The sequence below is a fragment of the Xanthomonas sp. WHRI 6108 genome (assembly GCF_040202385.2).
GTDB lineage: Bacteria > Pseudomonadota > Gammaproteobacteria > Xanthomonadales > Xanthomonadaceae > Xanthomonas > Xanthomonas arboricola.
On record NZ_CP168198.1, the window covers coordinates 1,113,011 to 1,139,308 of the forward strand.

Consider the following 26,298-nt stretch of genomic DNA (forward strand, 5'->3'; position numbering starts at 1 on the left):
ACATTGGAGAGCCTCCGGCACCGCCGGAGGTTCGCAGGAGACCCCGCAACATGACGGTTACCGCCAACCAGGTTCTGCGCCCCCGTGGTCCGCAGATCGAACGTCTTACCGACAATCGCGCAAAGGTCGTGATCGAGCCCTTGGAGCGCGGTTACGGGCACACGCTGGGCAATGCCCTGCGTCGTGTGCTGTTGTCGTCGATCCCGGGTTTTGCGATCACCGAGGTCGAGATCGACGGCGTGCTGCACGAGTACACCACGGTCGAAGGGCTGCAGGAAGACGTGCTTGACGTCCTGCTCAACCTGAAAGACGTGGCGATTCGTATGCATAGTGGCGACAGCGCGACGCTGTCGTTGTCCAAGCAGGGTCCGGGCACGGTCACTGCGGCCGACATCAGGACCGACCACAACGTCGAGATCATCAACGGCGACCACGTGATCTGCCACCTGACCAAGGACACGGCGCTGAACATGCGCCTGAAGATCGAGCGTGGTTTCGGCTATCAGCCGGCTGCCGCGCGTCGTCGTCCGGACGAAGAGACCCGCACCATCGGTCGTCTGATGCTGGATGCGTCGTTCTCGCCGGTGCGTCGCGTTGCCTATGCCGTGGAAGCTGCGCGCGTTGAACAGCGCACCGACCTCGACAAGCTGGTGATCGATATCGAAACCAACGGCACGATCGATGCCGAGGAAGCCGTGCGCACCGCCGCCGACATCCTCAGCGATCAGCTGTCGGTGTTCGGCGATTTCACCCACCGCGATCGCGGTGCGGCCAAGCCGGCTGCCAGCGGCGTGGATCCGGTGCTGCTGCGCCCGATCGACGACCTCGAGCTGACCGTGCGTTCGGCCAACTGCCTGAAGGCCGAGAGCATCTACTACATCGGTGATCTGATCCAGAAGACCGAAGTGGAGCTGCTCAAGACCCCGAACCTCGGCAAGAAGTCGCTGACCGAAATCAAGGAAGTGCTGGCACAGCGCGGCCTTGCACTGGGCATGAAGCTGGAGAATTGGCCGCCGGCCGGTGTCGCCCAGCACGGCATGCTTGGTTAATGCATCACCGCATGGGCGTCTTCGGGCGCCCATGCTGTTTTTTTACATCGACGGGCCAAAGCCCGCGGTGACATCCGGTCAAAGGACGGCCGGCTCGGACCAACCGCAGTCCATTCAACAGCGCCAGGATGGCGACAGCGTCTCTCAAGCAGTCTCAACATTCCTTAGGAAATCACACTCATGCGTCACCAGAAATCCGGTCGTAAATTCAACCGTACCAGCGCGCACCGCGAAGCCATGTTCCGCAATATGGCCGCGTCGCTGTTCAAGCACGAGCTGATCAAGACCACCTTGCCGAAGGCCAAGGAACTGCGTCGCGTCGCCGAGCCGCTGATCACCATCGGCAAGGTCGATGGCGTTGCCAATCGTCGTCTGGCGTTCGCTCGCCTGCGCGACAAGGAAGCAGTGGGCAAGCTGTTCGTCGAACTGGGCCCGCGTTACGCGACCCGTCCCGGCGGCTACCTGCGCATCCTGAAGGCTGGCTTCCGTGCCGGTGACAATGCGCCGATGGCGTATGTCGAGCTGGTCGACCGTCCGGTCGTCGCCGAGGAAGTGGCCGAGTAATCGGTTCGCCCTTCGCAAAGATTCTCGAAAAGCCCGGCTGGCGCCGGGCTTTTTTATTGCCTGTGCCGGACCATGGCGGTCGGTCTTGGTATGGGTGTTTCGGCAACAGCGCAGCGATGTGCATGCCTCAACCAGGATCAAGTTCACCGCCGCAAAGGAGGCCGTCTCCGGGCGGTGTCGAGGGTCTGCAGGCCGACACATGACTGGCGACATGCATGGCTACACCGGGCCTGCTGCCGGGCGACCTGCCCGATGCAGGCATCCGTGGTCACCGCGGCAGCGATGGCTGATAATCGGGCATTCGATCCTAGGCAAGCGGTAGCGATGAATCCATTTCGTTGGGGTTTCCGGGCGCAGTTCTTGCTGGGCTTTCTTGCCTGCGCAGGATTGCTTGCCTATGCGATCTACGTACAGCTGCATCTTGGGCTGGAGCCATGCCCGCTATGCATCTTCCAGCGGATCGCGTTTGCGGCGCTGGCGCTGTTGTTTCTGCTGGGCGCGTTGCATGGGCCGCGCGCAGCGGGCACGCGCAAGCTCTATGGCGTGCTGAGCTTCATCGCTGCCGGCGTCGGCATGGGCATCGCGGCGCGGCATGTCTGGGTGCAGATCCGGCCCAAGGACATGATGTCCTCGTGCGGGCCGCCGTTGAGCTTCCTGAGCGAGACGATGGGGCCGTTCGAAGTGTTCCGCACCGTGCTGACCGGCACCGGCGACTGCGGCAATATCGATTGGCGCTTTCTGGGCCTGAGCATGCCGATGTGGAGCATGCTGTGGTTCGTGGGCCTGGCGCTGTGGGCGCTGTACGCCGGCTTCAGGCAGCGTGGTCCGCGCAAACTGTTCTGATCGTTTCGTTCCGGCGCTAGCCGGCGCCCGAGATTTCTGGAGTTCACGATGTCCGCTTCCCCTCATTCGTCCGTCAACCAGGCAGAGCAGTGGTCGCCGCAGAGCTGGCGGCAGCGTCCGGCGTTGCAGATGCCGGTCTACCCGGACGCCGTTGCGTTGGAACACACGCTGGGCGAGTTGCGGCAGCTGCCGCCGCTGGTGACCTCCTGGGAAATCTTTGCGCTCAAGCGCCAGCTGGCGGAGGCGCAAGAAGGCAAGCGCTTCCTGCTGCAGGGCGGCGATTGCGCCGAGAACTTCAGCGATTGCGAATCGGGCACGATCTCCAATCGCCTGAAGGTGCTGCTGCAAATGAGCCTGGTGCTGGTGCATGGCCTGCACCTGCCGGTGGTGCGGGTAGGGCGCTTTGCGGGGCAGTACGCCAAGCCGCGTTCGGCCGACACCGAAACCCGCGACGGGGTGACCTTGCCGAGCTACCGCGGCGATGTGATCAACGCGCCAGCCTTCACCGAAGCGGCGCGCGTGCCGGATCCGCAGCGCATGATCACCGCGCATTCGCGCTCGGCGATGACGATGAATTTCGTGCGCGCTCTGATCGACGGCGGCTTTGCCGACCTGCACCATCCCGAATACTGGAATCTGGACTGGGTGGGGTATTCGCCGCTGGCGGCGGACTACCAGAAGATGGTGGCATCGATCGGCGATGCGGTGCGCTTTATGGAGACCCTGTCCGGCGCTGAGGTCTACAACCTCAATCGCATCGACTTCTACACCTCGCACGAGGCGCTGTTGCTGCCGTACGAGGAAGGCCTGACCCGGCAGGTGCCGCGCCAGTGGGGCTGGTTCAACCTGAGCACGCATTACCCGTGGATCGGCATGCGTACTGCTGCGCTGGATGGCGCGCATGTGGAATACCTGCGTGGCGTGCGTAACCCGATCGCGATCAAGGTGGGGCCATCGGTGCAGCCGGATCAGCTGTTGCGTCTGATCGACGTGCTCAATCCCGAAGACGAACCCGGCCGCCTGAGCTTCATCCATCGCATGGGTGCGGCGCAGATCGCCGCGAAGTTGCCGCCGCTGCTGGAGGCGGTCAAGCGCGATGGACGTCGGGTGTTGTGGGTGTGCGATGCGATGCACGGCAATACCGAAAGCACCGGAAATGGCTATAAAACACGGCGTTTCGACAATATCCGCAGCGAGGTCGAGTTGTCCTTCGATCTGCATGCGGCCGCCGGGACGCGGCTGGGCGGGGTGCATTTGGAACTGACCGGCGAAGACGTCACCGAATGCACCGGTGGCGCGCGCGAGTTGACCGAGCGCGATCTGGAGCGCGCCTACCGCTCCAGCGTGGATCCGCGGCTGAACTACGAGCAGTCGCTGGAAATCGCAATGGCGATCGTGCGCAAGCAACAGCAGGTGGCGTCGCAACCGCTGGGCGCGTGATGTCACCGTACGCATGACGTGATGCTCATGCCGCGTGCGGCATGATGCTGCAGCCATCCCTCTTTCCCCCCCCACAGGAGGAACGGTTTGACTGCCGATTGGAACGTCATCCGCGAATACGCAATCCCGCTTGGTGCCGCGCTGCTGGCGGGCATCGTCACCTGGTCGTTGATGCTGTGGCTGTTTCGCCGCATGCAGGGCCGCGACTATCGCCGCGCACGCATCATTCGCGTTGTCACGCTGCCGGCTGCCTTCATCCTGCCGCTGCTGTTCTTGCGTATCGCCACGGAAGCAACGCCGCTGGAGGGTAAGGGACTCGCGGCACTGCAAAGTTTGCTACATGTGGGAATCGTCGGCTGCATTACCTGGCTGCTTGTACGCGCGGTAGCAGCCGGCGAGGCGGCAATCCTGCGCAGCAACCCGATCGAGGTGTCCGACAACCTCACCGCACGACGCATCCAGACCCAGACACGCGTGCTGAGCCGGGTGGTGATGGGCGCGGTGATCCTGCTCGGCATCTCGGTGGTGTTGCTTGGTTTCGAGCAGGTACGCCAGATCGGCAAGACGCTGCTGGCCTCGGCCGGCATCATCGGCCTGGTGGCCGGTATCGCGGCCAAGCCGGTGTTCGGCAACCTGATCGCCGGCCTGCAGATCGCCCTGACCCAGCCGATCCGGCTGGACGATGTGGTGATCGTGGAAGGCGAATGGGGCCGCATCGAGGAGATCGGTAGCTCGTATGTGGTGGTGCGGATTTGGGACGAGCGGCGGATGGTGGTGCCGTTGACCTGGTGGATCGAGCACCCGTTCCAGAACTGGACGCGCAGCAGCGCCGACCTGCTCGGTACCGCATTCCTGTGGCTGGACTACCGCACCCCGATCGCGGCGGTGCGCGCCGAGCTGGAGCGCATCTGCAAGAGCGAGCCGCTGTGGGATGGACGCGTGTGCGTGACCCAGGTGACCGAAACCAGCGAGAGCACGATCCAGGTACGCCTGCTGGTGAGCGCACGCAACTCCGGCGATGCGTTCGATCTGCGCTGCATCAGCCGCGAGCGCATGATCGACTTCCTGACCCGCGAGCACCCGTACGCACTGCCCAGGATCCGCGCCGAAATTGCCGCGCAGGAAAAGCCGCCCCTGCGCGCCGCCGCGCCGATCGCCCAGGAGAGCGTGCGCTCGCCCGGTGCCGAAGACGGTGAGCCTGCGACTACGGTATAGCTGCAGGCGCGGCCGCCGGTGCGCTGGGCGCAGTCGGCGAGTAGCGGGGCGCAACACGCGCCTTGCTGCGTTGTTCGTAGGCGTAGGCCAGTTCGATCAGGCGCGGCTCGCTCCAGGCGCTGCCCATGAACAACAAGCCCAGCGGCAGGCCCTGGGTCTGTCCCATCGGCACGCTCAGGCTGGGATAACCGGCCACCGCGGCCGCACCGTAGCCGGCTCCGGGAAAGGTATCGCCCTTGACCAGGTCGGTGACCCAGGCAGCGCCGGTGGTCGGCACGATCAGCGCGTCCAGGCGATTGGCCTGCAGCGCGGCGTCGATGCCGTCCGGCCCGGCCAGCCGTTTGGCAGTGGCGCGGGCTGTGAGATAGGCGGCATCGTTCAGTCCGGCCGCGGCCTGCGCCTGCTCGAACAGCTCCTGCCCGAAGTAGGGCATCTCGCGCTGCGCGTGGCTGCGATTGAAGGCGATCATTTGCTCCAGGCTCGACACCGGCGCGGCGTGGCTGCGCAGATACGCGTTCAGGCCGGCCTTGAATTCGACCAACAAGACCGTTTGCTCGGCGGCGTCCCACTGGCCCTCGGTCGCCAGGCTGGTTTCGATCACGGTGGCGCCAGCGGCGCGCAGGGTCTGCACCGCGCGTTCCAACGCGGCGGCAATCGCCGGATCTTCGCGCAAGGGATTGCGCAGCAGGCCCAGGCGGGCGCCGCGCAGGCCATCGGGCCTGAGATGCGCCAGATAGTCCGGTGTGGACGTCGGTGCAGTGCGCGCCGCCGGATCCTGCGGGTCGGGTGCGGCAATCGCCTGCAGCACCGCCGCCGCATCGGCGACGCTGCGCGTCATCGGGCCGGCGGTGTCCTGGGAGGCCGAGATCGGAATGATGCCGTCGCGGCTGACTAGGCCCACGGTCGGTTTGAGCCCGACCAGGCCGTTCACCGAGGCCGGGCAGGTGATGCTGCCGTCGGTTTCGGTGCCGATGCCGACCGTGGCCAGGCTGGCGGCGATCGCCGCGCCGGTGCCGGCACTGGAGCCGCAGGGATTGCGATCCAGGGCGTACGGATTGCGGGTCAGCCCGCCGCGTGCGCTCCAGCCGGAGCTGGACTTGGTGGAGCGGAAGTTGGCCCACTCGCTCAGGTTGGTCTTGCCCAGGATCACCGCGCCAGCGGCGCGCAGGCGCTGCACCAGAAACGCATCGCGGCCGGGCCTGAAATCGGCCAATGCCAGCGAGCCGGCGCTGTTGACCATCGGCAGCGCATCGATGTTGTCCTTGAGCAGTACCGGAATGCCATGCAGGGGCCCGCGCACATGGCCGGCGCGGCGTTCGGCGTCCAATGCACGTGCGTCGGCTTCGGCCTGCGGGTTGAGTTCGATCACCGAATTGAGAGCGGGCCCGGCGCGATCGATGGTGGCGACACGCTGCAGGTACGCGCGGGTCAGGTCCAGGCTGCTGATCGTGCCGGACGCCATGCGTGCCTGCAGGCTGACGATGTCGGCGTCGATCAGATCGTCTTGCCTGGCAGTGGCTGCGTTGGCACCGACCGGGGTCAGGCTTTCGGTATGCGCACAGCCGCACAGCGCAAGCAGCAGCGCGAAGGACAAGGTGGTGGATCGCATTGGCGGTGTTCCCCGGGGACTGTTCGCAGGCTAACGGCGCTGCGGCGGGGTGACAATGTGTATGACATGCCCGCAGACGGGCAGGGGGCCTCAGCGGCGCCGGCGCTTGATCAGATCGCGTGCCAGCACGCCGACCACGATCAGATTGATCGCCAGCACGCCCCAGGCGGTCCAGCCGGGATGGCGAACGATGGCGTAGATATCGAACGGCAGGTAGATGGCCGCCGACAGGCAGCCCAGCAGCGACGCCCAGGCCTTGGCACGCCACAGACCCCAGGCTTCCACCACGTGCAGCAGGCCATAGGCCAGCATTGCGGCAGCAGCCAGATGGACGGCGTCGGGACTGATGGTCTTGAGCAACGACGGCAGTGCGCCGTGGTCGGGATCCAGGTTGAAGCGGCGGATCAGTGTGCTGACCGCGTTCTGCAGCGGGAGCGGGCCCAGAATTTCCAGGCCCGTCGCCGCCAACAGCGCAAGCGTCCCCTTGACCGCCTCTAGCAAGGCGATCACATGCAGCCCCGGATGCGCACGCGGATCCGGGCTGTAGGGCGTGTTGCTCACGAAGATGGACGTCCCGTGTTTAGCCGGAACGGCCAGCGCGCTTGCGGTCGCTTTCGGTGAGGAACTTCTTGCGCAGGCGGATTTCCTTCGGGGTGACTTCCACCAGCTCGTCGTCCTCGATGAAGTCCAGTGCCTGCTCCAGCGTGTACTTGATCGCCGGGGTCAGCTTGATCGCATCGTCCTTGCCCGAGGCGCGCATGTTGGTCAGCGGCTTGGTCTTGATCGCGTTGACGGTCAGGTCGTTGTCCTTGGAGTGGATACCCACCAGCTGACCTTCGTACACGTTGTCGCCTTCGGCAGCGAACAGGCGGCCACGCTCTTCCAACGGCCCCAGTGCATAGGCCGGGGTGGCGCCCGCAGCGTTGGCAATCATCACGCCGTTCTGGCGCTTGGCGATCGCGCCCTGTTCCTTCGGACCGTAATGGTCGAACACATGGAACAGCAGGCCCGAGCCCTGGGTCAGGGTGCGGAACTCGTTCTGGAAGCCGATCAGGCCACGCGCCGGGATCATGTAGTCCAGGCGCACGCGGCCCTTGCCGTCCGGCTCCATGTTCTTCAGCTGGCCCTTGCGGGTGCCCAGCTTTTCCATCACGCCGCCCTGGTGCTGTTCTTCGATGTCCACCACCAGCTGTTCGATCGGCTCCATCTGCTTGCCGTCGATTTCCTTGATGATGACTTCCGGGCGCGACACGGCCAGCTCGTAGCCTTCACGACGCATGTTCTCGATCAGCACCGACAGGTGCAGTTCGCCACGGCCGGAAACCAGGAACTTGTCGGCGTCGGAGCCTTCCTCGACCTTCAGTGCCACGTTGTGCACCTTCTCGCGGTCCAGACGGTCGCGCAGCTGGCGGCTGGTCAGGAACTTGCCGCCGGACAGGTCCTTGTTGCCGGCGAACGGCGAGTTGTTGACCTGGAAGGTCATCGAGATGGTGGGCTCGTCCACGGTCAGCGCCGGTAGCGCTTCCGGGGCGTCGAGCGCACACACGGTGTCGGAAATGGTCAGCTCGGCCACGCCGGAGATGGCGACGATGTCGCCGGCCTCGGCGGTGTCCTGCTCGATGCGCTCCAGGCCGAGGAAGCCCAGCACCTGCAGCACCTTGCCCTGGCGCTTCTTGCCTTCGCGGTCGATCACGCTGACCGGCATGTTCTTCTTCAGCACGCCGCGCTGGATGCGGCCGATGCCGATCACGCCGACGAAGTTGTTGTAGTCCAGCTGGCTGATGCGCATCTGGAACGGGCCGTCCGGATCCACGTCCGGTGCCGACACGTGCTGCATGATCGCTTCGTACAGCGGGGTCATGTCGCCATCGCGCACGCTCGAATCCAGGCTGGCGTAGCCGTTCAGGGCGGAGGTGTAGACGATCGGGAAGTCCAGCTGCTCGTCGGTTGCGCCGAGCTTGTCGAACAGGTCGAACACCTGGTCGATGACCCAGTCCGGGCGTGCGCCGGGACGGTCGATCTTGTTGACCACGACGATCGGCTTGAAGCCCATCGCGAACGCCTTCTGGGTGACGAAGCGGGTCTGCGGCATCGGGCCGTCCATCGCATCGACCAGGATCAGCACCGAGTCCACCATCGACAGCACGCGCTCGACTTCGCCACCGAAGTCGGCGTGTCCCGGGGTGTCGACGATGTTGATGCGGTTGCCGTTCCAGGTGATGGCCGTGTTCTTGGCCAGGATCGTGATGCCACGCTCCTTTTCCTGGTCGTTGCTGTCCATCACGCGCTCAGCCAGCACGGTGCGTTCGGACAGGGTGCCGGACTGCTTCAGCAGGCAGTCGACGAGGGTGGTCTTGCCATGGTCAACGTGCGCGACGATGGCGATATTGCGGAGTTTTTCGATAGACATGCGGAAAGGGCCCCTGTCTGGCGCCAGTCTTGAGATGAGGTAAGCCCGACATTATAGCGGTTTCGTTGCCGCACCGTTGCGTTCGGCCGCTGAGCGGTCCAAAACGCCCATTCAGCTAGCCCGGACACCCCGACGATGGTCCAACCTGCACGGCCGCCTGCACGGCCGGGTGTATTCTAATGGGCTGTCATACACCCTGAAACCTGCAAGGATTTCCATGTCCCTGATTGCCCATTTCGACACCACTCGCGGCCCGATCGTGGTCGAGCTGTTCGCCGACAAGGCCCCGCTGACCGTTGCCAACTTCGTCAACCTGGTCCAGCGCGGCTTCTACGATGGCCTGAGCTTCCACCGCGTCATCGCCGACTTCATGATCCAGGGCGGCTGCCCGGAAGGCTCCGGCCGCGGCGGCCCGGGCTACCGTTTCGAGGATGAAGCCAACAACGGCGTCGGCCACGAGCGCGGCGTGCTGTCCATGGCCAATGCCGGCCCCAACACCAACGGCAGCCAGTTCTTCATCACCCACACCGCCACCCCGTGGCTGGACGGCAAGCACACCGTGTTCGGCAAGGTCACCCAGGGCCTGGACGTGGTCGATGCCGTCGCCCAGGGCGATGTAATCAACAAGGTGACGATCGAAGGCGATACCGACGCCGTGCTGGCCGCCAAGGCCGACCGTGTCGCGGAGTGGAACAAGATCCTCGCCGCCTGATGTCTTTCCCCCGAACGGCCGCCCGGTGCGGCCGTTCGTCTGTCACTGCGCGCCGCCAGGCCCTGCGCCACGCCAGCGTGCACCTCCACCCATGTTTTTTAGCAGAGGAAACTCCCCATGAAAGCACCTGTTCGTGTTGCCGTGACCGGCGCTGCCGGCCAGATCGGCTATGCCCTGCTGTTCCGCATCGCCTCCGGCGAAATGCTGGGCAAGGATCAGCCGGTGATCCTGCAATTGCTGGAACTGTCCAATGAAAAGGCCCAGGCCGCGCTCAAGGGCGTGATCATGGAGCTGGAAGATTGCGCATTCCCGCTGCTGGCCGGCGTGGTCGGCACCGACGACGCCGAAGTGGCGTTCAAGGACATCGACGTCGCCCTGCTGGTCGGTGCGCGTCCGCGCGGCCCGGGCATGGAGCGCAAGGACCTGCTGCTGGAAAACGCCAAGATCTTCACCGCGCAGGGCGCGGCGTTGAACAAGGTCGCCAAGCGTGACGTCAAGGTGCTGGTGGTCGGCAACCCGGCCAACACCAATGCCTACATCGCGATGAAGTCGGCGCCGGATCTGAACCCGAAGAATTTCACCGCCATGCTGCGTCTGGACCACAACCGTGCGCTCAGCCAGCTGTCGCAGAAGCTCGGCAAGCCGGTCGGCGGCATCGAGAAGCTGGTGGTCTGGGGCAACCACAGCCCGACCATGTACCCGGATTACCGTTTCGCCACCGCCGATGGCGCGTCCATCGGCGATGCGATCAACGACCAGGAATGGAACGCGTCCACCTTCATCCCGACCGTGGGCAAGCGCGGCGCGGCGATCATCGAAGCGCGCGGCCTGTCCTCGGCTGCGTCGGCCGCCAATGCCGCCATCGATCACGTGCGTGACTGGGTGCTGGGCAGCAACGGCAAGTGGGTGACGATGGGCGTGCCGTCCGACGGCTCCTACGGCATCCCGGAAGGCGTGATCTTCGGCTTCCCGGTGACCACCGCCAACGGCGAGTACACCCTGGTCAAGGATCTGCCGATCGACGACTTCAGCCAGAAGTACATCGACAAGACCCTGGCCGAGCTGGAAGAAGAGCGCAGCGGCGTGTCGCATCTGCTGGGCTGAGTTTCTCGCCTTGCTGTTGTAACGAAAACGCCGGGCAATGCCCGGCGTTTTTTATGTGGCGCTTGTGCGATGCTCCCGGCTCAGGCCAGGCCTTCGGCCTGCAATGCGGCCTGCACATCGGCATCGTCCAGCATGCGCTGCACGAATGCATCTACCGCGCTCAGGCCACTGAGATCCACGCCCACCTTCTGCGCCCATCGCAGCGTCACGAACAGGTACGCATCGGCGCCGGTGTGGGTGTCGCCTGCCAGCCAGTTGCGTCCCTGCAGATGCGTGTCGACACGTTCGTACAAGCTGCGCAGCTTGCTGCGTGCGTCGTCATGGCTGCGCGCGATCAGCGCGTCGTCCTGCAGATAGGCGGTGCTGCCGAAGATCGGCTTGAAGGCCGGATGCACATCCGCATTGGCGAAGGCGATCCAGCGATTGATCTCCGCACGGCTGCGCGCGGTGCCATCGCCGGACAGACCGGTGAGCGGCGCGATGTCGGCGATGTAGTTGAGGATGGCGGCGTTCTGGGTCAGTGCCCAGTCGTCGACGACCAACAGCGGCACGGCACCGGCCGGGTTGAGGCGCAGATATTCGGGGGATTTCATCGTGGCGGCGTCAACCACCTGCAGATCGAAGGGCAGCCCCGACCAGCGCAGCACGATGTGATCTGCCAGCGAACATGCGCCCGGCTTGGTGTACAGCTTCATGAGAATTTCCGCACAAGAACGAAGACGCAAGCTTAGCGGCAACGCGTGAGTGCGTGGGCAGCGTCAGGATGCGGTGCGCGGGCGCAGCTTCTGTACGCGGTAGAACGTGTGGTCGCCGATGGTGGCCACCTGGTAGGCATTACGCCAGCTCGGGCTTGCGATCGCGCTTGCGGCAAAGTGACTGGCGCCCGGCACGATTTCCTTGCGTTGCCCCACCGGCAGCGCCCAGTTGCGCTCTGCAGCCAGTGCCACATCCAGCGCCTTGTTCCAGGCATCGTCGTTTTTCAGCTGCGTCCCCGGAGCCACGATGGTGGGCGCGAACTGCTTGCGTGCAGTGACCACCTGACACATCGAGTCGCCCCACAAGCCGCTGTCCAGCCGACGCAACGCAACTTCGGCGACGGCTTGCTGGCCGCGCAAGGTCTGATCACGCGCTTCCAGGTACACGGTGGTGCTCAAGCACAACGAATCTGCAGCCGGCTGCGGCAACAACTGCGACAGCCAAAGTATCCAAACCAGTTTCATATAACTCCTTGCTCCGTATGGGCCGATCCGCAGAGCATCCAAGGTGGATGCACCAGTACAGAGGGCTTGGCGTCATGGGGAGGCGACCTGCCACGGGTCGCCCGGTCTCCGGCGAAAGAAGATCTACAGGAGGTGCCCGCCAAATGCGGCGGGTCAAAAAGTTGGCGCAAGGTAGGCGTCGATCACAGAATCGCGGCTGAATAGGCGGGGTTGACGGGTGTGATTGCTTGCTGCATCTGCGGCTTGGTTCGATGACACCAGCGCGACGCATCCGTCGTGTGCGTCGCATCGCGCTGGCGACAGCGGATGCCGCAACGGATCTCGATACGGTGCGCGTGCGCTGTTGCGCACCTGCGCAATGGCTCGAGACGTGCAACGCGTTGCACTTAGGCTACGCATGCAATGCGATCTGCAGTCTGCGCTACACGTCATCGTCACTGAGGGATGTGCTTGCGTATCGCCGCTTCCTACTGCAGCGGGGATGTGTCGAGATGCGAACGCGGGGTGCATAAAGGAGCTTTCAGTGCATGGTGCTTGATGCTGTCCGGATCATGCATCGAGCGCTCGCATGTGCATCGTAGAACGCGGTGTTGTAATCACTAGAGGAGGCGTCCGAGGTGCTCGATGCGCGTTGATGGTGGCGAGTGAACACGAAGCGCCACGACGGTATTGGCCCTCGCATCGCATCACCAAGTCGCGCGACAGGCTTGCATATGCATCGTGCACAAATGCGTCAGCGGAATTTTAAACGGCTTGTAGTGGCTGCGACGATATGCAGCCGAGAGCGTCAAAATCATCGATCACGATTCCTTCGACGGTATCGGTGGCACAGCGGCGTTGGCCATGCGGCAATCGCAGTGCGCGCTTGCTAACGCTGTTGCTATTCGCAGTGCACATGTTCGAACGCATCAGGCGTGTTGAATCACACGCATCAAGTTCAACATGGTGCGAAACAATCTCATGCAGACATGCAGACATGCAGACATGCAGACATGCAGACATGCAGACATGCAGACATGCAGGCGAGCCGGTACGCAACTGCGCCAGATACGGTGCCAATTTGGTGAGCGTCGGCAATGCCAGGGCCAGTGCTGCGATGACCGCCAAGGGCAGCAACTGATCGCGCCGCCACTTCAGCACAGCTAGTGGCGATGCAGTCGTGGCAGCCGTATGCGCGTAAGGCTGCAATGCGTTGCGTAACCACCATGCCGACAGCACGGCAATACTGCTGACCAAAGCGACCACCATCAACGCAGTCGACGCGGCGGCAGGCGTGCCGCCTTCAGAACCAGGCCGATCGCGGCGCTGACCAAGAGCGCGGCCAGCCCACTGCCGATCGGACGCAGCGCACTGACGCCGCGCGTGCCACGCCAGGACCAGTGGCCCAATCCCAGCAAGGTGTTCTGTGCGACGTCGCCTACTGCATGAGCGGCGCGGAAGGGCAGGCTGAGCAGCGATACGCTGATCAGGCGGACATCGGCGGGATGTGGATGCGATGCAGCGATGTAGTCGGCGTCGCGGGCATCCCGGTTTATCGCCGCGCTGCAGGAAAAAGAATGGACTGCGCTCCACCGATCAGCGGCGTTCACGGGGTTGGGCGCCAGGTCGATGGCAGCGTCAGCGCCTGCATCGATCCGGCGCATATGGATTCCGGCGCCGGCATCTCATGGGTGAACCGGTTATCGCTTCATCACCGCCGCCACCGGCGTTGACGTCGCGCCAGCCCCACTCCATGACGCTCGCAAAGAGGTTGGTGCGGGTATCGCGCTCAGGCTGCTGTGACGTTCAGCGCATTGCGGCAACGCGTGTTACAACTTCGCCGCCAGTCGGCAGGCCTGATCGATCGCACGCTTGGCGTCCAGTTCGGCGGCGACATCCGCACCGCCGATCAGATGCGGTTGCTGCCCGTTGGCCTGCAGCGCGGCCAGCAGGTCGCGGCGCGGTTCCTGCCCGGCGCAGACTACTACCGTGCCGACATCGAGCACTTGTTCGGCGCCGTCCACGCGGATCCGCAGCCCGGCGTCGTTCACGCCCAGATATTCCACGCCGCCCAGCATCTTGACCCCCTTGGCCTTGAGTGTGGCGCGGTGGATCCAGCCGGTGGTCTTGCCCAGGCGTGCGCCGGGTCTGCCGGGGCTGCGCTGCAGCAGCCAGACCTGGCGGGCCGGGCGCTCGGGTTGCGGCCTAGCCAATGCCCCAGCCGTTTCGAAGCTGGGGTCCACGCCCCATTCGGCCATCCAGCGTGCAGGGTCCAGCGACGGCGATGGCCCTGTGTGCACGAGAAATTCGCCGACATCGAAGCCAATCCCGCCGGCCCCGATGATCGCGACCTTGTCGGCAGCGACATGGCGGCCCAGCACCACGTCGAGATAGCTCACGACCATCGGGTGATCGGCGCCGGGGAAATCCACCTTGCGCGGCTCGATGCCGGTGGCCAGCACAATCTCGTCGAAGTCTTTCAGGTCTGCCGCTTCTACATGGGTATTCAGGCGCAGCTGCACCCCGGTCGCGTCGATGCGGTGACCGAAGTAGCGCAGCGTCTCGTTGAATTCTTCCTTGCCCGGGATGCGCCTGGCGACATTGAATTGCCCACCAATTGCATCGCCCGCATCGAACAAGGTGACGCGATGACCGCGCTCGGCGGCCACTGTCGCGCAAGCCAGACCGGCCGGGCCGGCACCGACCACCGCAATGCGCCTGGGGTTGGGGGTCGGTGCGTAGATCAGTTCGGTTTCGTGCGCTGCGCGCGGGTTGACCAGGCAGCTTGCCAGCTTGTTGTCGAACACATGATCCAGGCAGGCCTGATTGCAGGCGATGCAGGTATTGATGGCGTGCGACTGGCCGGTGCGTGCCTTGTTGGCCCACTGCGGGTCGGCCAGCAGCGGGCGCGCCAGCGACACCATGTCGGCGGCGCCGTCGGCCAGGATGCGCTCGGCCACTTCGGGCATGTTGATGCGGTTGGTGGCCACCACCGGAATACGCAGGTGCGGCCTGAGCTTGGCGGTCACACCGGCAAATGCGGCGCGCGGTACCGAGGTGGCGATGGTCGGGATGCGTGCCTCGTGCCAGCCGATACCGGAATTGATGATGGTTGCGCCGGCCGCTTCGATCGCCTGCGCCTGCGTCAGGATGTCCTGCCACTGGTTGCCGCCTTCGACCAGGTCCACCAGCGACAGCCGGTAGATGATGATGAAGTCCGGCCCGCACGCCTCGCGGATGCGTCGCACGATCTCCACCGCAAAGCGCATGCGCTTGGTCGCATCGCCACCCCAGGCATCGTTGCGCTGGTTGGTGCGCGCGGCGGTGAATTCGTTGATCAGATAGCCTTCCGATCCCATTACCTCCACGCCGTCGTAGCCGGCGTCGCGCGCCAGCCGCGCCGCACGCGCGTAAGCGGCGACCTGACGATCCACCGCACGTGCCGATAGCGCGCGTGGGGTGAACGGGTTGATCGGCGCCTTGAGCCTGGACGGTGCCACCGACAGGGGGTGATAGGCGTAGCGCCCGGCATGCAGCAGCTGCAGGCAGATCTTGGCGCCGTGCGCATGCACCGCCCGGGTGACCTGACGATGCGGGCGCACCTCCCACGGCCACGACAGCTTGCCGCCGAACGGCTTGAGCCAGCCCACCACGTTCGGCGAAAAGCCGCCGGTGACGATCAAGCCGACCCCGCCGGCAGCGCGCTCGGCGAAATACGCGGCCAGTTTGGGGAAATCGCGCGCCCGGTCTTCCAGACCGGTGTGCATCGAGCCCATCAGGACGCGGTTACGCAGTTGCGTGAAGCCCAGATCGAGCGGTGCGAACAGGTGCGGGTAGGACGAGACGGATGGGCCGGTGGCGGGCGACATGGTGTGGATACGCTGGCGTACGGAGTGCGCACGATGCAGGCAAACGGGCCTGGCGGCAAGTCTTGACCCGCTCATACGGCGCAATCGGGAGTTTCGGGGGGGAGGGCGGTACGGTTGGCCTGCACATCGGGCCGTATCTCAGTGGAGGTGCCCATGTCTGCCAAGCGCAACCAATGGCGCGAAGAAGACGTCCCTGCTGGCCCGCTGGCTGGCTGAGGCTCGAGCCGCACTTGCCGACTTCTTGATCAGTGCTGTCAGCTGGGCGGCCGCGCTCCAGCGCTGCGCGGGTCGCGGGGGCGAGTCTCTGTCGAGCGGGGCCGCCCCGCCCGCGCCGCTGCCGCGGAACAGATCGCCTCGCATTACAGGAAACGCCTCTGCGATCGGGCCTGCGCCCCAGCAGCGAGGCGGACCGCACGATCAGGGTGCCCCTCCCGCCTTGCCGCTGGGTCACGTGCGCGCGCTGGGGCCGTGCTGCCTTCTTCCTCTGCGAGCCAACGGCCCGTGCCCGCTGCGGCAGCCGGACTCAAGCGGTAACGGCGATCACCTCACCAACCCGCCAGTACCAGCTTGCCGATCGTGCTGCCGCTTTCCAGCCGTCGGTGCGCCTCGCGCAATTGCTGCGCATTGATCGGCGACAGCGTTTCAGTATGGGTGGTGCGCAGCTCGCCCGCATCGATCAGGCTGGCGGCACGGTTGAGGATGCGGTGTTGCTCGACCATGTCCTCGGTTGCGTAGCGGGCACGGGTGAACATCAGCTCCCAGTGGATGCCGATGCACTTGGCTTTGTAGGGATCGCCGATCGACAGCGGGCCGCGCGGCTCCACGATCAAGCCCACATGCCCCTGCGGTGCCAGGATCTCGCCCAGTTGCTCCCAGTAGCGGTCGGTGTCGGCCAGGTTGAGTGCGGCGTCCACGCTCTGCATTCCCAAGGCCTGCAACTGCGGCTGCAGCGGCTGGTGATGGTCGATCACATGCTGGGCGCCCATCTGCCGCACCCATTCGATGGTTTCCGGCCGAGAGGCGGTGGCGATCACGCTGAAACCGGCATGCCGCGCCAACTGTATGGCGATCGATCCCACGCCGCCCGCGCCACCGATGATCAACACGTGCTTGCCGCGATTGCGCGCGCCGTCGAAAGAGAACGGCATGCGCTGGAACAGCAGCTCCCAGGCGGTCAACGTGGTCAGCGGCAGTGCCGCGGCCTGGGCGAAGCTGAGTGAGGTGGGCTTGCAGCCGGCGATGCGCGCATCGACCAATTGGTATTGCGCGTTGCTGCCCGGGCGGCCGATGTCGCCCGCGTAATACACCTCGTCGCCCACTGCGAACGCGGTGACCTCGGGGCCTACCGCTTCGACGACGCCAGCCGCGTCGTAGCCCAGGATCTTCGGCGCATCCAGCGTCTGTGGCTTGGGTGCACGCACCTTGGTGTCGACCGGATTGACCGAGATCGCCTCGACGCGAACCAATAAGTCATACCCCGAAGGGGCCGACGGGTCCGGAAGTTCCATGTCAAGCAGTGCGGCGGGATCGTCGATCGGAAGATGACGGGTGATGACGACAGCTTTCATCGGGTCGCTCCATGTGGGGAGTTCAGGGTGCGTTGTGAAGCCGTCGCGCCGCAACCACCGACCCCACAATTCAGCTCGGACGGGGCCTGGCGTTCACCAATGTGGTTTTCGCATCACTGTGCAGCCCGCCGGAAAGGTGGATCCGCCAGCGTATTCAACTGGCTTAATTGGGCTGCGGTTCATGCAGGTCAGATGTGCAAACTGAGTGCGCGGTCCTTCCCTTCATGAAACTGTATACGTAGTATTGAAAGGGATCGCCGGCCCTGGTGATTGCTTTCACATGTTATATGACCGTTAACGCGATCTTCACTGAAGCCGGCTTAATCTGCGCCCCGATGGCTCTGGATGTGACGAGCATCTTTACCAAGAACAACGCCTCTATCGGTTTTATCTCCCAAAGAAGGAGCTGTATACACATGAACAAGAAAATTCTCACTGCCGCGTTGCTCGGCGGTCTGGCGGTTGCCCAGGCTGCTTCCGCGCAGGAGTTCGATGACCGTTGGTACCTGACCGGTAGCGCTGGCTTCAACTTCCAGGACAGCGATCGTCTGACCAATGATGCCCCGTTCGTCACCCTGGGTCTGGGCAAGTTCGTCAGCCCGAACTGGTCGATCGACGGCGAGCTGAACTATCAGAACCCGAACTTCGATGCCAACCAGGATCAGAACTGGAGCCAGTACGGCATCTCGTTCGACCTGCGTCGCCACTTCATCCAGGAAGGCCGCGGCTGGAACCCCTACCTGCTGTTCGGTCTGGGCTACCAGCGTTCGGAAGAAGAATTCGACGCGACCCCGAACCCGGTTTCGCCGGGCCAGCAGAAGGACGGCAACTTTGCCGCCAAGGCTGGTGTCGGTCTGCAGACCACCTTCGACAAGCGCGTCGCCGTGCGTGCCGAGTTGGCCTACCGCGCTGACTTCAACGACCAGAGCGTTGCTGCTCCGCAGGAAGACTGGTTCGGCGACGTGCTGGCTTCGGTCGGCGTCGTGATCCCGTTGGGACCGGCTCCGTCGACCGCTCCGCCGCCGGCTCCGGCTCCGGTTGCTCCGAGCTGCGCAGACCTGGATGACGACGGTGACGGCGTCAACAACTGCGACGACAAGTGCCCGGCTTCGCAGCCTGGCCAGACCATCGGTCCGGACGGTTGCCCGGTGCCTGTGTCGATCGATCTGAAGGGCGTGAACTTCGACTTCAACAAGTCGACCCTGCGTCCGGACGCCGTCTCGATCCTGAGCGAAGCGACCGAGATCCTGAAGCGTTACCCCGACCTGAAGGTTGAGGTTGCTGGTCACACCGACTCGAAGGGTACCGACGAGTACAACCAGAAGCTGTCCGAGCGTCGTGCGACCACCGTGTACGACTACCTGACCAAGAACGGCGTTGATGCGTCGCGTCTGGTTGGTCCGATCGGCTACGGCGAGAGCCGTCCGATTGCTCCGAACACCAACCCGGATGGTTCCGACAATCCGGAGGGCCGTGCGAAGAACCGTCGTACCGAGCTGAACGTCCAGAACTAATTGGACCGCTAGCTGTTGCATACAAAACCCGGCCTTGCGCCGGGTTTTGTCTTTGTGGGGACCGCAAAACCTGCGCCTGGACGGTGCAAATCCTGTCTGCGTTGCCATCCAGGCACGTTTCCGGTTGAAACGGCGTTCATCGCTGCCTACACTCGCCGCGTCAACACCACACTCATAATTGGAAGAACCCGATGCTGCGTACCGCTACGGCTGGATTGCTCTGTCTCGCCTTGATTCCCGCCGCCTACGCCGCTCCGAACTGCGCCGGCAGCACGGTGTCCCAGCCGCTGCCGTTGCCCGCCACCGTCATTGCGCCGGCGGCCGCCGAGTTCTACACCCGTAGCGTGCAGCTGGGCATGCCCACCGGCGTGCTGGCACAGCCTTACACCACCGAGCAGTCGGTGGACCGCGTGCTGCTGCGTCTGCGCGTGGAAGGCTGCCAGGATCTGGCTAAGGTCATTCCGCCCGGCGGCACCGTCAATCCGAACGATCCGGCCGCCTACAAGGCCACCACCGCGTTCGACAACACGCCGTGGCGCTTTGACATGAGCCAGAACGGCAAGCGCATGACCGCCGAAGAATTCGATGCCTGGATGAAGGCGCGCGGCGTGCGTGTGGTCAAGGCACGCCCGGTGGCTGCGCCGGCTCCGGCTGCTGCCGCAACCGCAACGCCTGCGGCCGACGCCAAGTCGGTCGAAAACAAGTAAGCAACGCGGTCGGGACGGCATGACCCGGCGGCCTGCGCCGGCGACGTCCCGGCAGCGCACGCGTGGTCCGGCGGGCGCGTCGCGCGCCTCCGGTACGACCACGGCGACCACCGCGCCACGCCACGGGCTGGCGCGCGTGCTGTCCAAACTGGGCGTGTGTTCGCGTACCGAAGCGGCGCGCTGGATCGCCGATGGGCGGGTCAGCGTGGCCGCGCGCGTAATACGCGATCCCGAATATCCGATCCGCGCCGATCAGCACTCCACCATCCGTGTCGACGCACAGCCATTGGCCGGCCCGGCGCGTTGCTATCTGATGCTCAACAAGCCGCGTGGCGTGGTCACCACCGCGCGCGACGAGCAGGGCAGGGACACGGTGTATCGCTGCTTTGATGGTGCCGGCTTGCCGTGGATCGCCCCGGTCGGGCGCCTGGACAAGGCCAGCGAAGGCCTGCTGCTCTTCAGCAACGATCCGCAATGGGCGGCCACGGTGACCGACCCGATGACCGGGCCGGACAAGACCTATCACGTGCAGATCGATTGCCGCCCGAGCGCTGCGCAACTGGCGCAGCTGCAGGCCGGTGTGGTCGATCCCGATCCGGACGGCGAGGGCGTACTGCTGCGCGCCAAGCGGGTCGGCGTGCTGCGCGAAGGCGAGCGCAATGCGTGGCTGGAGATCGTGCTGGACGAAGGCCGCAATCGGCAGATCCGCCGCTTGTTGGCTGCGGTGGAGATCGGCGTGCTGCGGCTGGTGCGGGTGGCGATCGGCTCGCTGGCGATGGGCGAGCTGGGCAAGGGTGCTTGGCGGATGCTCAGCCCAGCGGAAGTCAGTGCGCTGACGGCGGCTCCCGCCAGCGCGCCAGACGCGCGCTGAGCAAGGCGCTCACCACCTCGACGGCGCGGGCGTCGCCGGCACCGTTGGCATCGTGGCGTCGGCCCTTGGCGTGATTGCAGCCGGCGCAGGCCAGGGCGAGATTGCGCGCTGCATTGGCATCGTCGCCGACCAGCGCACACAGGGCCGCCGCCGCGCGACGGCCGAACCAGGCCTGCGGGACCACATGTTCCAGCGTGGTGTGCCCGAGCGGTTCGCCATCGGCGCGCAGTTGCAGGCGCCGACGGCAATGCAGGCAGCGGGTTCCCCAGGTGCCATCCAACAGCTGCGCCTGGGTATCGGTCTGCGCCGCGAGCAGCAGCCGTTGGCGCAGCACCGAGCGCATCAGTGCTGGATGACGTCCAGTTCGCGGCCGATCTTGATGAACGCGTCGATCGCCTGATCCAGCTGCTCGCGGGTGTGCGCGGCGCTGATCTGGGTACGGATACGCGCCTGGCCCTTGGGCACAACCGGGAAGAAGAAGCCGATCGCGTAGATGCCTTCTTCCAGCAGCCGTTCGGCGAATTTTTGCGCCAGCGGTGCGTCGTAGAGCATTACCGGGCTGATCGGGTGCACGCCGGGCTTGAGGTCGAAGCCGGCAGCGGTCATGCGCTCGCGGAAGTAGCGGGTGTTGTCGACCAGCTGCGTGCGCAGCTCGCCGGCGGCTTCCAGCATCTGGAAGGCCTTGATGCCGGCAGCCACCACATGCGGCGGCAGCGAGTTGGAAAACAGGTATGGGCGCGAGCGCTGGCGCAGCAGTTCGATGACTTCGCGCTTGGCGGTGGTGAAGCCGCCCAGGGCGCCGCCCATCGCCTTGCCCAGCGTGCCGGTGATGATGTCGATCTGGTCCAGCACGCCCTTAACCTCGGCCGAGCCGCGGCCGCTGGCGCCGAGAAAGCCGGTGGCATGGCATTCGTCGATATGCACCAGCGCGTTGTATTTGCGGGCCAGCGCGGTGATCTCGTCCAGCGGGGCGATGAAGCCGTCCATCGAGAACACGCCGTCGCTGGTGATCAGCTTGGTCTTGCAGCCGGCGGCATCGGCGGCCTGCAGCTGCGCTTCCAGATCGGCCATGTCGCAGTTGGCGTAGCGGAAGCGCTTGGCCTTGCACAGGCGCACGCCGTCGATGATGGAGGCGTGGTTGAGCGCGTCGGAAATGATCGCGTCCGCTTCGCCGAGCAGCGGTTCGAACAGGCCGCCGTTGGCATCGAAACAGGCGGCGTAGAGGATGGTGTCCTCGGTGCCGAAGAAATCGGCGATGGTGCGCTCGAGCTGCTTGTGCAGGTCCTGGGTGCCACAGATGAAGCGCACCGAGGCCATGCCGAAGCCGTGCGTATCCAGCGCGTCCTTAGCGGCCTGGATGATGTCCGGGTGGTCGGCCAGGCCCAGATAGTTGTTGGCGCAGAAGTTGAGCACGCTGCGGCCATCGGCCAGGGTGATCCGCGCCGACTGCGGGCCGGTGATGATGCGCTCGGACTTGAACAGGCCCTGGGACTGGATGGTTTCCAGTTCGGCGGCGTAATGGGCAGTCAGTGCAGCAGGAGCGTTGGTCATGGCGGTCGCAGTGGCAAGAGACGCATGATTTTAACGATCACGGTGGCATACCACTACGTCATGCAAAATCGGCATAAGGTGCGGCCTTGATGTCATTTCACCGCCTGCGTGCCGCTGCGCAGCATGGCATGCTTGCTGTTCAGCTGCGCCCCAACGGTTTGGAGATTGCTGTGACCCACCCCCGCTTCCGTCTTGTATCGACCGTGTTGTGCAGCCTGCTGGTCCTGGCCGGCCCGGCAGGCGCGCGCGATATCGGCCTGCTCAATGTCAGTTACGACCCCACCCGCGAGTTCTATCGCGACTACAACAGCGCCTTCGCCGCGAACTGGAAGCAGCAGCATCCGCAGGACACCGTCACGGTGGAGACCTCGCATGGCGGCTCCGGCAAACAGGCAAGGGCGGTGATCGACGGCATCGAAGCCGATGTGGTCACTTTGGCGCTGGCCTACGACGTCGATGCGATCGCCGAGAAGGCCAAGCTGATCGACAGCGACTGGGAAAAGCGCCTGCCCGACAACAGCGCGCCGTACACCTCGACGATCGTGTTCCTGGTGCGCAAGGGCAACCCGAAGAACATCCACGATTGGCCGGACCTGCTGCGCTCCGGCGTGGCGGTGGTGACGCCCAACCCCAAGACCTCCGGTGGCGCGCGCTGGAATTACCTGGCCGCCTGGGCCTACGCCGACCATATCTTCAAGGGCGACCGCGAGCGCATCTTGCGCTACATGCAGGCGCTGTTCCGCAACGTGCCGGTGCTCGATACCGGTGCGCGCGGCGCCACCACCACGTTCGTGCAGCGTGGCATCGGCGATGTGCTGCTGGCCTGGGAAAACGAGGCGCTGCTGGCGCGCGAAGAGCTGGGCAAGGACAAGTTCGAGATCGTGGTGCCCAAGCTGTCGATCCTGGCCGAGCCGTCGGTGGCGCTGGTCGACAAGAATGTCGACAAGCACGGCACCCGCGAGGTGGCCGAGGCCTATCTGCGTTACCTGTATGCGCCGGAAGGGCAGAAGCTGGCGGCCAAGCATTTCTATCGGCCGCGCCATCCGGAATTTGCCGACCCTGCCGACCTGGCACGGTTCCCGGACATCAAGCTGGTGACCATCCAGGAAGCGTTCGGGTCGTGGGACAAGGCGCAGCAGGAACACTTCGCCGACGGTGGCGTGTTCGATCAGATCCAGGCAAAAAAGTAGGCGATGCCGATGTCGGTTGCACCCCACCCAGCGCCGTCACCGCGCCGACGCGTGATGCCGGGGCTGGGCTTGAGTCTTGGAATCACGCTGACCTGGCTGGGATTGATCGTGCTGATCCCGCTGCTGGGCATCTTCATCAAGACCAGCGGGCTGGGCTGGGATGGGCTGTGGCGGGTGTGGAGCGAGCCGCGTGTGCTGTCGGCGCTGCGGGTGAGCTTCGGCACCGCGTTCGCGGCCGGCGCTTTCAATGCGGTGATGGGCACCTGGGTGGCGTGGGTGTTCGTGCGCTACAGCTTCCCCGGCAAACGTTTCTTCGATGCGGTGATCGACCTGCCGTTCGCATTGCCGACCGCGGTGGCCGGCATCGCGCTGACCGCGTTGTACGGCGGCAACGGTTGGGTCGGTCGCTGGCTGGAGGCGATCGGCATCAAGGTGGCCTACACGCAGTTGGGCATCGTGCTGGCGCTGGTGTTCGTCGGGTTGCCGTTCGTGGTACGGGTGGTGCAGCCGGTGCTGGCCGAGAGCGAGCGCGAGCTGGAAGCGGCCGCGGCCACGCTGGGCGCATCGCGCTGGCAGACAGTGTGGCGAGTGGTGCTGCCTGGGCTCTGGCCGGCAGTCCTGACCGGGTTTGCGCTGGCCTTCGCGCGTGGTGTGGGTGAGTACGGCTCGGTGATCTTCATCGCCGGCAACCTGCCCAATTCGACCGAGATCGCGCCGCTGCTGATCACCATCCGGCTGGAGGAATTCGACTATGCCGGCGCCACCGCGATTGCCGCGGCGATGCTGCTGCTGTCGTTCGTGATCCTGCTGGTGGTCAATACGCTGCAGGCACGCCTGCTGCGCTATCAACGGAGGACTGCATGAACGATGCTGTTTCGCCGCTGCCTGCCATGTTGCACACCCGCCAGATGACCGAACAGGCCCGCCGCATCACCGATTCGGCCACCAACGAGCCGCGTTGGGTGCAGTGGTTGATGATTGCGGGGGCGCTGCTGTTCCTGCTGGCGTTCCTGCTGCTGCCGCTGGTGCTGGTGTTTGCCGAGGCGCTGCGCGGCGGCTGGGAAACCTTTCTGCGCGCGATCGTCGACCCGGATGCATTGTCGGCGATCAAGCTGACCCTGATCGTCACTGCCATCGTGCTGCCGCTGAACCTGGTGTTCGGCGTGGCGGCGGCGTGGGCGGTCAGCAAGCACCAATTCCCCGGCAAGCGCTTGCTGATCAGCCTGATCGACCTGCCGTTCTCGGTGTCGCCGGTGGTGGCGGGCCTGATCTTCGTGCTGATCTTCGGCCGCAGCGGCTGGGCGTGGCCGTTGATCGACGAAGGCTGGCGACTGCAGTTGCCGTTTTTTGGCGAGTTGCTGATCCAGTTGCCGCGCATCGTGTTTGCGTTGCCCGGCATCGTGCTGGCGACGACCTTCGTTACCTTTCCTTTCATCGCGCGCGAGCTGATGCCGTTGATGGAGCAGCAGGGCAGCGATGAAGAACTGGCCGCCTTGAGCCTGGGCGCGAACGGCTGGCAGATGTTCTGGCGGGTGACCCTGCCGAACATCCGCTGGGGCCTGCTGTACGGCGTGTTGCTGTGCGCAGCGCGTGCGATGGGCGAGTTCGGTGCGGTGTCGGTGGTGTCCGGGCATATCCGCGGGCGCACCAATACACTGCCCCTACATGTGGAAATTCTCTACAACGAATACGCCTATAGCGCCGCGTTTGCGTGTGCCTCGTTGCTGGCACTGACCGCGCTGCTGACGCTGGCGCTGAAGACGTACCTGGAATGGCGGCACGGCGATTCGCTCGCCGCCAACCACCGACATTGAGGTGAACATGGGCATCCGCATCCACCGCCTGCGCAAGCAGTTCGATACGTTCACCGCGCTGGACGACATCACCCTGGACGTGCGTCAGGGCGAGTTGCTGGCCTTGCTGGGGCCGTCCGGTTCGGGCAAGACCACCCTGCTGCGGATCATGGCCGGGTTGGAGCATGCCGATGGCGGGCAGGTGCTGTTCGGCGACGAAGACGCCACCCGCATGAGCGTGCAGTCGCGCCGGGTCGGTTTCGTGTTCCAGCACTACGCGCTGTTCAAGCATATGGACGTGTTCGAGAACATCGCGTTCGGCCTGCGGGTGCGGCGCGGCAACGAGCGCTGGGCCGAAGCGCGTATCCGCGCACGGGTGGAGGAGCTGCTGGCGCTGGTGCAGTTGCAGGGCCTGGAGCAGCGCTATCCCACCCAGCTGTCCGGTGGCCAGCGGCAGCGTGTGGCCTTGGCGCGTGCATTGGCGATCGAGCCGCGCGTACTGCTGCTGGACGAGCCGTTCGGTGCGCTGGATGCGCAGGTGCGCCGCGATCTGCGCCGCTGGCTGCGCGAACTGCACGAGCGGACCGGCCTGACCACGGTGTTCGTCACCCATGACCAGGAAGAAGCGCTGGAGCTGGCCGACCGGGTGGCGATCCTCAACCGTGGCCGCATCGAGCAGCTCGACACGCCGGCGATGATCTACGACAAGCCGGCTTCGCCGTTCGTGTATTCGTTCGTGGGGGCGGTGAACCGTATTCCCGGCGTGCTGGCGCAAGGCCAGATTCAGGTTGCCGGGCATGCCTTGCCGGCAGCCAATGCCGCGCTGGCTGCCGGCCCGGTCGAGGTTTACGTGCGGCCGGAAGATCTGGTGCCGGACGACGCTGGCTGGCCGGCCACGGTGGCCTGGTCGCAGCGTAGCGGGGCGCGTCTGCGCCTGCGTGCAACGCTGGAGCCGGCAGGCAATGAGGTGGAGGTGGAGCTGCCGGCATCGGCGGGCAGCTTTCAGCCCGGGCAGCAGCTGCGGCTGGCCGCGCGGCATTACGGCGTGTTTCCGGTCTGATCTAAGCCGGGATTCGGGATTGGGGATTCG

The 26,298-nt window shown here is 65.0% G+C and carries 23 protein-coding genes and 1 pseudogene; 14 read left to right on the plus strand and 10 right to left on the minus strand.

What is annotated here, in order from left to right; all coding sequences use genetic code 11:
- Positions 1–50 precede the first annotated feature (50 nt).
- From ABQ039_RS04815 to ABQ039_RS04835, 5 genes are all read left to right on the plus strand, one after another.
- Positions 51–1,049: a DNA-directed RNA polymerase subunit alpha gene (locus ABQ039_RS04815; RefSeq protein WP_002811635.1), complete on the plus strand. Its 999-nt coding sequence runs from the start codon at positions 51–53 to the stop codon at positions 1,047–1,049.
- Between the two features lie 180 nt (positions 1,050–1,229).
- Entirely contained in the window at positions 1,230–1,613 is a 384-nt protein-coding gene (gene rplQ, locus ABQ039_RS04820) for a 50S ribosomal protein L17 (protein ID WP_003486665.1), read from the plus strand.
- A 324-nt stretch (positions 1,614–1,937) separates the two neighbouring features.
- Complete coding sequence (locus ABQ039_RS04825) at positions 1,938–2,456, plus strand: disulfide bond formation protein B (RefSeq protein WP_024938561.1); 519 nt, start codon at positions 1,938–1,940, stop codon at positions 2,454–2,456.
- A gap of 48 nt (positions 2,457–2,504) precedes the next feature.
- Entirely contained in the window at positions 2,505–3,896 is a 1,392-nt protein-coding gene (locus ABQ039_RS04830; RefSeq protein WP_184611212.1) for a class II 3-deoxy-7-phosphoheptulonate synthase, read from the plus strand.
- Between the two features lie 87 nt (positions 3,897–3,983).
- On the plus strand, positions 3,984–5,111 hold the full coding sequence (locus tag ABQ039_RS04835; protein WP_039523792.1) for a mechanosensitive ion channel family protein: 1,128 nt from the start codon (positions 3,984–3,986) through the stop codon (positions 5,109–5,111).
- Here ABQ039_RS04835 and ABQ039_RS04840 read toward each other — a convergent pair.
- The 3 genes from ABQ039_RS04840 to typA form a co-directional block, all read right to left on the minus strand.
- A complete protein-coding gene (locus ABQ039_RS04840) occupies positions 5,101–6,705 on the minus strand; it encodes an amidase (protein WP_184517746.1) in 1,605 nt (534 codons plus the stop codon). The genes ABQ039_RS04835 and ABQ039_RS04840 overlap by 11 nt on opposite strands.
- 105 nt (positions 6,706–6,810) lie before the next feature.
- Positions 6,811–7,230 (minus strand): DUF2127 domain-containing protein, encoded by a 420-nt coding sequence (locus tag ABQ039_RS04845; RefSeq protein ID WP_026064834.1) that lies wholly within the window; start codon positions 7,228–7,230, stop codon positions 6,811–6,813.
- Positions 7,231–7,300: 70 nt separating this feature from the next.
- Positions 7,301–9,130, minus strand: a complete 1,830-nt coding sequence (gene typA / locus ABQ039_RS04850; protein ID WP_016904579.1) for a translational GTPase TypA — start codon at positions 9,128–9,130, stop codon at positions 7,301–7,303.
- 217 nt (positions 9,131–9,347) lie between these two features.
- Between typA and ABQ039_RS04855 the strand changes: the two genes are divergently transcribed.
- On the plus strand, positions 9,348–9,842 hold the full coding sequence (locus ABQ039_RS04855; RefSeq protein ID WP_016904578.1) for a peptidylprolyl isomerase: 495 nt from the start codon (positions 9,348–9,350) through the stop codon (positions 9,840–9,842).
- A 117-nt stretch (positions 9,843–9,959) separates the two neighbouring features.
- Positions 9,960–10,946, plus strand: a complete 987-nt coding sequence (locus ABQ039_RS04860; protein WP_024938556.1) for a malate dehydrogenase — start codon at positions 9,960–9,962, stop codon at positions 10,944–10,946.
- Between the two features lie 80 nt (positions 10,947–11,026).
- Here ABQ039_RS04860 and ABQ039_RS04865 read toward each other — a convergent pair whose 3' ends face one another.
- The 5 genes and pseudogenes from ABQ039_RS04865 to ABQ039_RS04885 form a co-directional block, all read right to left on the minus strand.
- Positions 11,027–11,641 (minus strand): glutathione S-transferase family protein, encoded by a 615-nt coding sequence (locus ABQ039_RS04865; RefSeq protein ID WP_184611210.1) that lies wholly within the window; start codon positions 11,639–11,641, stop codon positions 11,027–11,029.
- Between the two features lie 63 nt (positions 11,642–11,704).
- On the minus strand, positions 11,705–12,166 hold the full coding sequence (locus ABQ039_RS04870; protein ID WP_016905076.1) for a cell wall hydrolase: 462 nt from the start codon (positions 12,164–12,166) through the stop codon (positions 11,705–11,707).
- Positions 12,167–13,189: 1,023 nt separating this feature from the next.
- Positions 13,190–13,650: pseudogene (locus tag ABQ039_RS04875) on the minus strand (MFS transporter); the annotation flags it as partial.
- Positions 13,651–13,974: 324 nt separating this feature from the next.
- Positions 13,975–16,014, minus strand: a complete 2,040-nt coding sequence (locus ABQ039_RS04880; RefSeq protein WP_184611206.1) for an NADPH-dependent 2,4-dienoyl-CoA reductase — start codon at positions 16,012–16,014, stop codon at positions 13,975–13,977.
- Positions 16,015–16,559: 545 nt separating this feature from the next.
- Complete coding sequence (locus ABQ039_RS04885) at positions 16,560–17,582, minus strand: zinc-binding alcohol dehydrogenase family protein (RefSeq protein ID WP_349778215.1); 1,023 nt, start codon at positions 17,580–17,582, stop codon at positions 16,560–16,562.
- Between the two features lie 416 nt (positions 17,583–17,998).
- Between ABQ039_RS04885 and ABQ039_RS04890 the strand changes: the two genes are divergently transcribed.
- From ABQ039_RS04890 to ABQ039_RS04900, 3 genes are all read left to right on the plus strand, one after another.
- Positions 17,999–19,096: an OmpA family protein gene (locus tag ABQ039_RS04890; protein WP_024938552.1), complete on the plus strand. Its 1,098-nt coding sequence runs from the start codon at positions 17,999–18,001 to the stop codon at positions 19,094–19,096.
- Positions 19,097–19,287: 191 nt separating this feature from the next.
- Positions 19,288–19,803, plus strand: coding sequence for a hypothetical protein (locus ABQ039_RS04895; RefSeq protein WP_024938551.1), 516 nt, complete (start codon positions 19,288–19,290; stop codon positions 19,801–19,803).
- A 19-nt stretch (positions 19,804–19,822) separates the two neighbouring features.
- A complete protein-coding gene (locus ABQ039_RS04900; RefSeq protein WP_349778216.1) occupies positions 19,823–20,674 on the plus strand; it encodes a pseudouridine synthase in 852 nt (283 codons plus the stop codon).
- On the opposite strand, the gene ABQ039_RS04905 is transcribed toward ABQ039_RS04900, so the two are convergent.
- Together ABQ039_RS04905 and kbl are read right to left on the minus strand one after the other, a co-directional pair.
- Positions 20,628–21,017 carry an HNH endonuclease gene (locus tag ABQ039_RS04905; protein WP_167708514.1) on the minus strand — a complete coding sequence of 130 codons (390 nt, stop codon included), beginning with the start codon at positions 21,015–21,017 and terminating at the stop codon, positions 20,628–20,630. The genes ABQ039_RS04900 and ABQ039_RS04905 overlap by 47 nt on opposite strands.
- Positions 21,017–22,225 carry a glycine C-acetyltransferase gene (gene kbl, locus ABQ039_RS04910; RefSeq protein WP_046345819.1) on the minus strand — a complete coding sequence of 403 codons (1,209 nt, stop codon included), beginning with the start codon at positions 22,223–22,225 and terminating at the stop codon, positions 21,017–21,019. The genes ABQ039_RS04905 and kbl overlap by 1 nt, the downstream gene beginning before the upstream one ends.
- A gap of 89 nt (positions 22,226–22,314) precedes the next feature.
- Here kbl and ABQ039_RS04915 point away from each other — a divergent pair, with 89 nt between their 5' ends.
- From ABQ039_RS04915 to ABQ039_RS04930, 4 genes are read left to right on the plus strand one after another with little or no spacing between them, the layout of a single operon-like run.
- Positions 22,315–23,415, plus strand: a complete 1,101-nt coding sequence (locus ABQ039_RS04915) for a sulfate ABC transporter substrate-binding protein (RefSeq protein ID WP_024938547.1) — start codon at positions 22,315–22,317, stop codon at positions 23,413–23,415.
- 3 nt (positions 23,416–23,418) lie between these two features.
- Positions 23,419–24,279 carry a sulfate ABC transporter permease subunit CysT gene (gene cysT, locus ABQ039_RS04920; RefSeq protein ID WP_039513378.1) on the plus strand — a complete coding sequence of 287 codons (861 nt, stop codon included), beginning with the start codon at positions 23,419–23,421 and terminating at the stop codon, positions 24,277–24,279.
- The gene (gene cysW / locus ABQ039_RS04925) at positions 24,276–25,229 is read left to right on the plus strand and encodes a sulfate ABC transporter permease subunit CysW (RefSeq protein WP_024938545.1); all 954 of its coding nucleotides are present in this window, start codon (positions 24,276–24,278) and stop codon (positions 25,227–25,229) included. The genes cysT and cysW overlap by 4 nt, the downstream gene beginning before the upstream one ends.
- Before the next feature lie 7 nt (positions 25,230–25,236).
- Entirely contained in the window at positions 25,237–26,268 is a 1,032-nt protein-coding gene (locus ABQ039_RS04930; RefSeq protein ID WP_016902217.1) for a sulfate/molybdate ABC transporter ATP-binding protein, read from the plus strand.
- Positions 26,269–26,298 lie beyond the last annotated feature (30 nt).